Genomic DNA, 11,414 nt, shown 5'->3' with positions numbered 1-11,414 from the left:
TCAGTAATTTATCCGGTTACCTTTCCGGTTCCTAACGAGTTAGGAACATTTTCTTGACGAAGGCTTTCCTTTCTCTGGCTTCTAAACTATTCTGTTTTATAGGTTCAGTTTCTCGCAGATGAAGCTGAGTCCGCTTTCGCTCGCTCTTCCCTCACCCGCGCTTTGATAATATAGCCCCATAATCTAAACTGTGTCAACTCCTTTTTTTTGAGTTTCGTCTAGTTCGTTCTCAAATCGCCTCGGTAAAAGCTTTTGAGCGACATCAATTCTTGAAATCCACGCTGTTTAGGACTGGGCGAATGGGAATTTTCATCTTAAGCACTGTGGAGAGAACATTTGTGGGTGAGAGAAAACTTAGAGACGATCGCTTAGCCGTTTTGATTGATGCTGATAACGCAACGGCGAGTTTAATCGAGCCTTTGATGGAAGAAATTGCTAAATACGGCACTGCAAATAGTTAATCAATCTATTGCAACGTGCTTATGAGGCGGCAGCAGGAGAAGATGGATTAGCAAATTTGGGAGCCTTTGGATCACAAATCAATAAGATCTCTCCCTCTTTTGACTCTAGAAACTATGAATATAGCAAGTTGGGTGCATTGATCAGGGATGTAGGATTATTTGAAATTCAGGAAGTGCCGAGTGAGCATAATCCTGTTGTTAAAGTGGTATACGTCAAGCTGAAAGGTTAAAACACTTTGAACAGAACTGCTACTCTGCCATCACAATTCATCTTAGATAAGCTGCTTCAAGAATGGCTTCTTGAAGATATTGGGCGGGGCGATCGCACAACTCAATCTCTCATCTCTGGAACTCGTCAAGCGGTTTGGATCGCCAAAGAGAATGGAGTGATTGCTGGATTGCCGATCGCTGAACGGGTTTTTCAACTTCTTAACGCCTCTACTGTATTCACTCCAATCGTTCAAGAGGGGGAGGCCGTTCAGAAAGGGCAAACAATCGCTGAAATTCAAGGTGCTTATGATGCGCTTCTGACTGGAGAAAGGGTTGCACTCAATTTGGCGATGCGGTTGAGTGGAATTGCAACTTTGACTCGTCGATATGTCGAGAAGATTGAAGATTTACCAACTCGATTAACGGATACACGCAAGACGACTCCGGGATTGCGGGTGTTGGAGAAGTATGCGACACGAGTGGGGGGAGCGGTCAATCATCGAATGGGATTAGATGATGCAGCGATGATCAAAGACAATCATATTGTTGCAGCCGGAGGAATTGGAGCGGCGATCGCGCAAGTTTGCGCCAATATTCCTTATCCTTTGACAATCGAGGTCGAAACTGAAAATTTGGACATGGTTGAACAGGCACTGGAGCATGGAGCAGACATTATCATGCTGGACAATATGCCTCTGGAAATGATGCGTCAAGCCGTAGAGATGATTCGCCGGAAGAATGACCGAATTCGGGTTGAGGCTTCTGGGAATGTGACTCTCGAAACGTTGAGATCGATCGCGGAAACCGGAGTAGATTTCATTTCGAGTAGCGCTCCGATTACGCGATCGACTTGGTTGGATCTGAGTATGCGGTTTAAGGCTTAGAAATGAAATGAACCCAGAAATGACCATCTGGAATGCAGAGCCGCTCGATCATAGTGTATGAGTAATGGATATATTCGCCTTTGCGATTGTTTCTGCCAGGCTCATTTAGATCGTAGCCCCACCAGAACCATTCTCCATAGGGATCGTGGACAAAAAAGCCGCGCTCGTCGTAGCCTGCAACCGCAACAATGTGACCGAAATCGGTGAAATAGCCGTGGATAACAATCGGGTTGCCATCAGCGAGCCAAGCGCGGACTTGTTCGATCGTGGCATTGGTTCTGAAATCGTCACGGAAGCCGTAGTCCTGAACAATTTTGGCAAGATCGTAGGGGCTATGGCGGCTGTAGCCTTTCTGAATGGCGTAGTTATAGAGTTCGTCTTCAAATTGAACATCAGAGCGTCGGGGAGTTGCACCGAGATAGCGGAGACACATTGCGATCGAAGTGACATTGCACGCGCCATCAGGATTGAGAACATTGTCGCGCTGAGATTTATAAGGAATATTGAGCTTGATTGTGGCTGGAAGAGTACGGGGATAGACTTGTGACTCGCGGAAGATTTTGACGTGTTTCCCGAAGGCGTACCAAACATTTGTGTCTTTAATCGTTTCTTCGCTGAGAAAACAGCGAACGTGGTCTCGTTCGATCGTATAAGAATCAATCTTAAATACCCTGCCTGCTTGAACTGCGTGTTTTTGCTCTTCAGGCAGTTCAGCCGACTGAATCGGTTTTCTCTTTAGAACTGTATTGGTGTCAATTTTGAGGGTCAGTGACATCAGGCTTGCCCCTTAAGTGGTAAGTGAACACATATCAATTGCTTCTATAGCGTTCCCGATTTTTCGGATGAGCAACTTCGCAATTTTGCAGGGGCAAGCCTTGGAAAAACCAATGGATTCTGATGTTCGCGATGAATTCGGCTCAATTATTCAACTTCCGCAAGTCTTTCAGCTTTGCTAGAAGTTGAGGAGGGGAGTTCACGCGGGAGCAACGCGCTGAGAAGGATTGCTGTCAAGCCTCCGGTCGAAATAGCAGAGCCGAACAAGTTGCTAAACAAAGGAGGTTTATTCGCAAAGATTTGCGGCATGAAGACAACGCCTAGTCCTAGCCCTAAAGAAACTGCAACAATAATCATTGAGCGTCGATCAAGTTCTACCGAAGTCACAATATTCAATCCTGCAACTGCGATCGAGCCAAACATCACTAAAGTCGCACCCCCTAAAACAGGTTGAGGAATTGCTTGGAATACACCTCCTACAATTGGCACTAATCCAAGAAGTGAGAAAATTGCAGCAACATAAAACCCAACATAGCGGCTTCCAACGCCAGTCATTTGGATTACGCCATTGTTTTGGCTGAAGGTTGTGTTGGGGAAAGTGTTGAGCACCGCAGCGATTAGAGAGTTGACTCCATCTCCCAAAACACCACCTTTGATGCGACGGATGTAGAGCGACCCTTTCACGGGTTCTCCTGAAACTGCAGAAGTCGCAGTCAAGTCGCCGACTGTTTCGATAGCAGTGAGGACATAGAGCAAAATGAACGGCAAAAAAGCTCCCCAATCGAAGCTCATTCCATATCGAAAAGGAATCGGCAGGCTAAAGAGTGGAAGCGCACTAAGCCCGCTGAAATTCACAATTCCCATGAACAGCGAAGCGATATAGCCAACAGCTAGTCCGATTGCGATCGCACCCATTCGTAAGAAGCGATTTTTAGACAGGGTAAGCAGCACTACAATCAACAATACAGTGCCGCCTAAAGCGAGATTCTGCCAACTGCCAAATGAACCGTCATTTTTAGCCAGTGCTGCGGCTCCTCCTGCCAAACTGGTTACTCCAGTCTTGATTAAACCTAACCCAATGATCATGACAACCGTGCCAGATACGACGGGGGTAATGATCTTGTTCATTAGGTGCAAAAATCGGCTCAGAATGATTTCGACAAAAGAGCCAAAGAAGCAAACTCCAAAAATTAGAGCGAGTGCCTGTTCTGGGGTTTTTCCACCTTGTAATGCGATCGACCCTACTCCTAAAATGGGTCCAAGGAATGCAAAACTCGTTCCCTGCAAGCTCAAGAGTCCTGAACCAACTGGTCCTATCTTCTTGCACTGAATGAAGGTACAAAGCCCGGAAGCAAACAGCGACATGCTAATGAGATAGCTAGTATTTGCAGCATCTAATCCTAAGCTACTGCAAATGATGATTGGGGGGGTGATAATTCCAACAAAAGCAGCAAGAACATGCTGAAACGCGACAAAGATTGCTTCCACAACGGGAGGCCTATCCGTCAGACCGTAGAGTAATTGCGATCGATTAACTAACTCTTCTTCCTCTTCTTGAACATCCAAGGCGGCGAGTTCTGCATTTGCCTCTGTCATAAGATGATGTGTCAGGGTGGTGTAGATTACATACTGTATACAACCAGATAAAAATCTAAGAAGTTGTTAGTGCTACTACAGAATTCAGAAATCTTCAGAGGTCAAGCCAGCTAATTTTCATAATGCATTTTGGAAGTATTATGTCTTCTGCCTACAGATATGTTTTCTAGATAATTTTCTAGATTTTCAGTTGGAGCATTTTCTTGAAGATTCATCGCCGTTAAACGAGTAGAGTCTGTATCCTAGGATAGGTTTGCGCTATTTTCGGACTAGGAATTTATATGAATGCGACGATCGCTGAATTAAAAAATCGCTTGGAAGCCGCGTTGGTATCAGCGTTTGGAGCTGATTTGGCTGGGACTGATCCGATGCTGGTTCCGACGAGTAATCCAAAGTTTGGGGATTATCAAGCGAATGTGGCGATGTCATTGGCAAAGCGCTTGGGGAAAGCGCCGAGAGCGATCGCGCAAGAAATTTCTCAGCAGTTGCAGATTGATGACCTTTGTGAACCGCCTGAGATTGCAGGTCCGGGATTCATCAACTTGACGCTGAAACCTGCTTACCTTCAAACGCAATTAACGGCAATGGCAGGGGATTCACGCTTGGGCATTGCTGCGGTGAAAGAGCCGAAAAAAGTTGTTGTCGATTTTTCGAGTCCGAATATTGCGAAAGAGATGCACGTCGGACATTTACGCTCGACGATTATTGGAGATTCGATCGCACGAATTTTAGAATTTCAAGGTCATGATGTCTTGCGGCTCAATCATGTGGGCGATTGGGGAACACAATTTGGCATGTTGATCACTTATTTAAGAGAGGTTGCGCCGGAAGCTTTGACCACGGCGGATGCTTTAGATTTAGGTGATTTGGTTGCGTTTTACAAGAAAGCAAAACAGCGATTTGATGAAGATTCTGAGTTTCAAGAGCGATCGCGTCAAGAAGTGGTGAGATTACAATCCGGTGCAGAAGATACGTTGAGAGCTTGGAGATTGTTGTGTGATCAGTCTCGTCGAGAGTTTCAAGTCATCTATGATTTGCTGGATATTCAACTGACTGAGCGGGGAGAGTCTTTTTACAATTCGCGGTTAGGGCAGGTTGTCGAAGATTTAGATCAGTTGGGTTTGCTGGTTGAAGATCAAGGTGCAAAGTGTGTGTTCCTAGAAGGGTTTACGAATCGTGAAGGCAATCCATTACCTCTGATTATTCAAAAGTCAGATGGGGGTTATAACTATGCAACAACGGATTTAGCAGCTATTCGATATCGAGTGCAGCAGGATCAGAGCGATCGCTTAATTTACGTGACAGATGCAGGTCAAGCGAATCATTTTGCTCAAGTTTTTCAGGTTGCACGTCGAGCGGGTTGGATTCCTGAATCCGTTGAGATTGTGCATGTTCCATTTGGATTAGTACAAGGCGAAGATGGCAAGAAACTGAAAACGCGATCGGGTGATACAGTTCGGTTGAGAGATTTACTGGATGAGGCAGTTGAACGAGCGCGTGCTGATATCGAAGCTCGGCTTGTGGCTGAAGAACGCCAAGAATCTGAGAACTTTATTGATCAAGTTGCTAAAACTGTAGGACTGAGTGCTGTCAAGTATGCTGACCTGAGCCAAAATCGCACCAGCAACTATATTTTCAGTTACGACAAGATGCTGGATCTGAAGGGCAATACTGCACCGTATATGTTGTATGCCTATGCTCGAATTCAAGGCATTAGCCGGAAAGGGGACATTGATTTCACTCAACTTGGTTCTGATGTACAAATGGTACTAGAGCATGAAACTGAATTAGCTCTCGCTAAGCATTTACTTCAGTTTAGTACTGCTTTATCCGAAGTCGAGCAAGATCTATTTCCGAATCGATTGTGTGATTATCTGTTCCAACTGAGTCAGAAGTTTAATGTGTTCTACGATCGCGAACAAGGGGTTCCAGTTCTGAATGCACCAGAACCCGCACGGACTTCTCGATTGGTGCTTTGTGATTTGACAGCGAGAACGTTGAAGCTTGGGTTATCGCTGTTAGGAATTCAAGTTTTAGAGCGAATGTAACAATACAGATCAGCTATCGACGATAGCTGATCTTCGGTTCATTTAAGGGCAATACAGTTTTTGTGATGCTAATTCGTCGCGCGATCAAGTCCGATTTTCACTCGATTTGGAACATCTTCAAAGTAGTTATTGAGCCAGGAGATACATACGTTTTTGACTCAGATACAAGTCGTGACGATGCGTTTTTATACTGGTTTGGAGCAGGAGTCCTCTCTTACGTTGCAGAAGAAGAGGGTCAAATTATCGGAATGTATAAGCTCGTTGCAAATCAACGCGATCGCGGTTCTCATGTTGCAAATGCTAGCTTCATGGTCGATCCAACTTGTCATGGTCGAGGAATTGGTCGAGCCATGGGATTACATTGTCTGCAAGAAGCTAAGAATTTGGGCTACTTGGCGATACAGTTCAATTTTGTGGTGAGTACGAATCACGCCGCGATCGCACTTTGGCAAAAGCTCGGATTCTCGATCGTTGGAACACTCCCAAAAGCCTTCAATCACAAAACACTTGGATATGTTGATGCTTATGTGATGTATCGCCTTTTGGATGGTGAATGTAAGCCTGAAGACAGATTTGAACAAATCAGATGAGCGTATCCTGTACTATCCAGACAGGTTATCGAGGACTTCAGATTATGTCGATCGTATGGGTTCAGCTTTTGCTGATTGGCTTAGCTGCGGGGGTTGCTGGTGGAATGTTCGGAATCGGGGGCGGGGCAATTATGGTTCCGGCAATGGTTCTACTGATGGGAATGGAGCAAAAATTCGCAACCGGGACATCCGTTGCTGCACAAATTTTACCGATCGGGATTCTGGCGGCTTATGTCTACTACCAGAAGGGCAACGTGAATATTAAATATTCAATTTTGATTGCAGTTGGCTTAGTCATTGGCAATTACTTTGGGGCTTTGTTTGCCAATCAGCCTTTTATTAGTGGAGAAACCATGAAAAAGTTGTACGGAGTGTTTCTCCTCGCGATCGGATTTCGGTATCTCTTATTTCGTTAAGAGCTTCTGATATTCTTTCTCGGTGATTAGATCTGCCGTGCTTTCAACGCGATCGACAAACACAGTCCCATTAAAGTGATCGAATTCATGTTGAAAAATCCGGGCTACGAAATCGGTCATCTCCATTTTTTGAGTCTTGCCAAAGCGATCGAGAAATTCGATCTCGATCGCTTGATATCTCGGAACATTGCCTCGAATCCCTGGAACACTCAAACATCCTTCCCACCCTTTCACCATCTCAGTCGAATGTGAGAGAATGCGCGGGTTAATGATTGGGGTCGGCTCCATCGATGGCGCAGTCGGATATCGCAAATTTGGGCGCGAGGCGATGATCATGAGTTGATAAGACTCCGCAACTTGAGGCGCAGCAATGCCAACCCCATTTGCATGTTTAACCGTGACGAGTAAGTTATCAATGAGCGTTTGAATGCGATCGTCTTGAATATTGTCGATGTCTTGGGCTTTCTGTCTCAGGATCGGATGACCCAATTCAATAATATCTAAGAGTTCAGCCATAGAAAATTCCTTCCTAAAACCAGCTTTCAAGTTCAAAGTTCCTCTCGCTTCGTTGCTCACCCGCCCCGGAATGAATTCGGGGCTAACGCTGCGAAGTCCACTAAACTGGACTGACAAGCCAATCGTAACGTCTTCTTCAGTGGGTTTCAACCCACTTCGCACAGTTAGACCCGTATTTTCAATGCGGGGCGAGACGCAAACGCAGCAACTATCTTCAAGTTAATTGCGCCTATCCACATTAATCAAGAACACAGATTACAGAATCTTCAATGTCCTGAAATAGTAATGAGGGCGAGATTCTTGCCCTCATTCAATCTATGCTACTAAGCTAGCAATTCACCCGTCTCCTGAAGTGAGTGCAAACGTTGATACAATCCGCCTTGCTGAAGCAGTTCCTCATGGCTACCAACCTCGACAATATTACCTTGGTCGAGCACCACAATTTTGTCTGCTTCCCGTACCGTACTCAGTCGGTGAGCAATAATGATCAACGTTCTTGTACCGAGAATCGATCGCATGGCTAGCTGAATCGAGCGCTCAGATTCATAGTCCAAACTCGATGTTGCTTCGTCAAAGATCAGCACATCTGGATCAACAATCAGCGCCCGTGCAATCCCGATTCGCTGTCGTTGTCCTCCTGAGAGTCGAACTCCTCGTTCTCCCACGATCGTAGAATATCCCGCAGGCATCTGTTTGATAAAGTCCTCAGCCTGAGCAATTCTACAGGCTTCGCGGACTTGCTCGATCGTGGCATTGGGATTGCCATACATTAGGTTATCGAGCAACGTGCCATTGAAAATATCGACTTCTTGGTGAACGATCGCTAATCGTTTCCGGTAACCGCTCACATCTAACCGTCGGATATCTTGACCATCAATCAGAATCTTGCCCTGATTCGGTTCAAAGTAACGGAACAAGAGTTTTACTAGCGTTGATTTCCCTGAACCTGATCGACCGACTAATGCCACCGTTTGATACGGTTCGATGAGTAGATTGATATCTTTGAGTACAGGGCGATCGGCACTGTACCCGAACTTCAGATGAGAGAATTCAACTTTTCCAGTAAATTGATACTGCGGAACGGCTTCTGGAGTCTCAGCAAGACTACTCGCATCCACACCGACCGGGAGCTTCATAAACTCATGGAAGCGAATCATGGAGCCATATCGACGAGCAAAGAACTCAGCAAATTGGCTAATCGGTTCAACCTCAGCATACGCCATACTCGCGACTGTAAAGGTCGTAATGAAATGACCGAGCGAGATTGTACCTTGAGCCGTTGCAAATACAGTCAGTGCAAAGACCAAGAAAACACAGGATTGTACGATCGTGCGTTCATAGGTTCCAAGAATCACATACCCTTTGTGAATCCGGTAATCGAGGACTTTGAATTCTCGATCGAGTCTTTGTTGCTGCCGTTTGAGTTCTGATGTTTCAGTCGCAAACGCTTTAACGGTCTTAATGTTGGTAATAATCTCAGAAGTCCGGCTTTCGGTATCTTCCATATATTTATCTAAGCGTTCTTCTTGTTGGGATAATCGCTTTAATCCCGATAAGTTAAACGCTAAGATGCCGATGAAAGAGACTAATAAGAGAAGCGCAATTCGCCACTCAATAAACCAGATAACTGCGAAAATCCCAATGACTCGGAAAAACTTCGGTAATAGATGAGATGTGAGATCAGGAAAAGTCCAGGTGTGGTTTGATAAACCTTTAGCAACACGAGCCGCAATTCTACCCGCATTATTTTCGTCGTAAAATTCTAACGGCAACGTCAATACTTTTCTCAACGCTGCTTCAGCATTATCTCGGCGTGCTCGAAATGCTGTATCCCAGGCAAACCAAGGTCCTAACCAAGGTTGAATCGGGGCACGTCCAACCGAAATTAGCCCGACCAAAATTAACAGCGAGGTCAGTGTAAACGTTTGCGTCATCTCGAAATTGCCAAGTTGAGCGATCGCATTTACGCCACCTTGTACAAATCGATCTAACGGTTGTCCAGATAACACGTTCAAAATTTGCCCGATCGCATACGGCACAGATAAGTCAATAATCTCGAACAAACTCATCATCGCAATACTAAAAAGCGAAATCTTCCAGTAGTTGCGAAAATATTTGAGAATGTCTAAAAATTTAGCCATACATCCTCCGGCGATGGTCGATCGTCCCTAATCGAAATTTGGCTGAAATGATGAACCTTCCAGCCCGTAAGATCGACTAGCATACTACATGTAATACAGATATTACAAGATCTATTTTTGTGCGAGTACGCAAACGGCATCGACAACCGTTGTGCCTGAAATAGTAGTTATCGCACATCTGGGTATGACTCGATAGAGCGCCGGAACCTTTCCAGAGGTTAGAACTGCGATCGCTTGTTTCTTCTCTTGCTGAAATACGTTAAACCAACGATAGCTATCCAAATAGCCTGGCGTGAATGCATTCGCATCAATTAACCAATGCGTGACTTGATACTGCCGAATCATTTTTTTTGCAGGCTCTAATGATTCACTATACTGTGCATTGATCAGATCGACTGCTTTCTGCCGCATCGGTAAATAATAGCCTAGATGAAATGGCACAGCATATTCTTGAGCAACTAAAGTCGATCGCTGAGACAGTAAAGGTAGATTATTTGCATCTTCGCCAAGATAAGCGGTTAATGTCGTCTTTGGCAGTACTTTCAAGAATTCATACAGTTCTGGATTTTTACCCCCTGCATACCCGGTATACGGGAAATCTTTCCAAGCAAAATGCGGAAATACAACAATCCCGATGACGAGCATTGCACAGAGCCAACGCTGTGGTTTTAACTTTTCAAGTGCGATCGTAATGACAATTCCCGCACTGACTGCCATTGCAATCCGCCAACTATGAGTGATGTATCGGCTAGGAAAGTGTAATTTCACAAACAAAGCATGAGCGAGAAAAAAGCCAACAATTCCGGCTCCAGCTAATTGTGGCAATACAACCCATTCAGGCTTTAACTGTTCAGGCATCCGAAACTTAGCAAGCCCTGGTAACAACAATCCCAAGCCAATCACAGCCGGATTGAATGAAACTTGAAACCCGCTATCTGTTCCCTCAAACCAAAACCGCATTGGATTGGGAAAGAAAAATGGCAAGCGTCCCCCTGGCTGAAATTCCGGCATCAACCGGGCTTGAGCCGCATTCACCGTTGGCGCAAACTCCGATTGACTGAAGACATAAGGCAGTAACATGGCGATCGTAATTCCCAAAATGATCCATTCTGCTCGTTGAATCGATCGGCGCTTTAGTCCCCAAAGTCCTCGCAATCCTAACCAGATGCAAATCAGCACAGCAGCTAACGGACACAATAACGCCATCGCAATCACAACTAGCGCGATCGCAATCCAAGCCCGTTTTACAAAATAGTAAAGGAATGCAGCTAACAACAATGCCCAAAATGCTCGCGGAGACCCTGAAGCCAGATCATCCCGCTGCCAGCAACTTTGCAGCAGAATGACGCTGCTCAGAAATCCAGCCATTGGCACAGGAAACAAGGCCAAAGTCAAGCGATAGCCATACCAGCCTAGAAGCAGTGTGACCAGTATAGGTAGAATTTTGCTGAATACGATCGGCGTAATTCCAAGCTGTGATGCGAGCCAATACAGCGTGCCCAACCCCCAAGGGGTAACCGAATGAAAATATTGCGCCATTGGATCATTGAGAAACAGCGACGGATCGAGAAATCGCTGCATCCAGATCAAATACACTCGCGCATCATCCTGAATTACGGTTGCGTCTGAGAACGCATCTTTCAGTGCCAACCCGGCGTAGACCGTTGCGATCGCCAGAGTCAGAATTAACCAGACCGAAATTTTGGGAATTGAACGAGTATTCATCTCACACAATGGTATGGATTGCCTAATCACAATACTGGTTCTTGGCGACCCCG

The 11,414-nt window shown here is 45.4% G+C and carries 11 protein-coding genes; 6 read left to right on the top strand and 5 right to left on the bottom strand.

Features of this window, described 5'->3' with window-relative positions:
• Window positions 1-299 precede the first annotated feature (299 nt).
• Genes OU814_RS19160 through nadC form a run of 3 tightly spaced genes read left to right on the top strand, consistent with a single transcriptional unit; the run spans window position 300 to window position 1,555 of the window.
• On the top strand, window positions 300-461 hold the full coding sequence (locus tag OU814_RS19160) for a hypothetical protein (RefSeq protein WP_268184729.1): 162 nt from the start codon (window positions 300-302) through the stop codon (window positions 459-461).
• 8 nt (window positions 462-469) lie between these two features.
• Entirely contained in the window at window positions 470-691 is a 222-nt protein-coding gene (locus tag OU814_RS19155; RefSeq protein ID WP_268184728.1) for an OST-HTH/LOTUS domain-containing protein, read from the top strand.
• A 6-nt stretch (window positions 692-697) separates the two neighbouring features.
• Entirely contained in the window at window positions 698-1,555 is an 858-nt protein-coding gene (gene nadC / locus OU814_RS19150; RefSeq protein WP_190649247.1) for a carboxylating nicotinate-nucleotide diphosphorylase, read from the top strand.
• Here nadC and OU814_RS19145 read toward each other — a convergent pair.
• Together OU814_RS19145 and OU814_RS19140 are read right to left on the bottom strand one after the other, a co-directional pair.
• Window positions 1,545-2,330 (bottom strand): C39 family peptidase, encoded by a 786-nt coding sequence (locus OU814_RS19145; RefSeq protein ID WP_017288335.1) that lies wholly within the window; start codon window positions 2,328-2,330, stop codon window positions 1,545-1,547. The genes nadC and OU814_RS19145 overlap by 11 nt on opposite strands.
• Window positions 2,331-2,476: 146 nt before the next feature.
• On the bottom strand, window positions 2,477-3,925 hold the full coding sequence (locus OU814_RS19140; RefSeq protein ID WP_242044296.1) for a uracil-xanthine permease family protein: 1,449 nt from the start codon (window positions 3,923-3,925) through the stop codon (window positions 2,477-2,479).
• A gap of 281 nt (window positions 3,926-4,206) precedes the next feature.
• Here OU814_RS19140 and argS point away from each other — a divergent pair, with 281 nt between their 5' ends.
• The 3 genes from argS to OU814_RS19125 all read left to right on the top strand — a co-directional run bounded on the left by argS (window position 4,207) and on the right by OU814_RS19125 (window position 6,979).
• Entirely contained in the window at window positions 4,207-5,973 is a 1,767-nt protein-coding gene (gene argS / locus OU814_RS19135) for an arginine--tRNA ligase (protein WP_017288333.1), read from the top strand.
• A gap of 65 nt (window positions 5,974-6,038) precedes the next feature.
• On the top strand, window positions 6,039-6,563 hold the full coding sequence (locus OU814_RS19130) for a GNAT family N-acetyltransferase (protein WP_268184727.1): 525 nt from the start codon (window positions 6,039-6,041) through the stop codon (window positions 6,561-6,563).
• Window positions 6,560-6,979: a sulfite exporter TauE/SafE family protein gene (locus tag OU814_RS19125; RefSeq protein ID WP_197693263.1), complete on the top strand. Its 420-nt coding sequence runs from the start codon at window positions 6,560-6,562 to the stop codon at window positions 6,977-6,979. Before OU814_RS19130 ends, OU814_RS19125 begins: the two co-directional genes overlap by 4 nt.
• Here the strand turns inward: OU814_RS19125 and def are convergent.
• The 3 genes from def to OU814_RS19110 all read right to left on the bottom strand — a co-directional run bounded on the left by def (window position 6,968) and on the right by OU814_RS19110 (window position 11,361).
• Window positions 6,968-7,495: a peptide deformylase gene (def, locus tag OU814_RS19120; protein ID WP_017288330.1), complete on the bottom strand. Its 528-nt coding sequence runs from the start codon at window positions 7,493-7,495 to the stop codon at window positions 6,968-6,970. The two genes, OU814_RS19125 and def, sit on opposite strands and share 12 nt — an antisense overlap.
• A gap of 323 nt (window positions 7,496-7,818) precedes the next feature.
• Window positions 7,819-9,636, bottom strand: a complete 1,818-nt coding sequence (locus tag OU814_RS19115) for an ABC transporter ATP-binding protein (protein WP_268184726.1) — start codon at window positions 9,634-9,636, stop codon at window positions 7,819-7,821.
• 111 nt (window positions 9,637-9,747) lie between these two features.
• Entirely contained in the window at window positions 9,748-11,361 is a 1,614-nt protein-coding gene (locus OU814_RS19110) for a hypothetical protein (RefSeq protein WP_268184725.1), read from the bottom strand.
• Window positions 11,362-11,414 lie beyond the last annotated feature (53 nt).

The sequence above is a fragment of the Leptolyngbya sp. GGD genome (assembly GCF_026735145.1).
GTDB classification, from domain to species: Bacteria; Cyanobacteriota; Cyanobacteriia; order Leptolyngbyales; family Leptolyngbyaceae; genus Leptolyngbya; species Leptolyngbya boryana.
The sequence above is the reverse complement of the archived record's forward strand: the minus strand, read 5'-3'. Positions and strand labels throughout refer to the sequence as shown.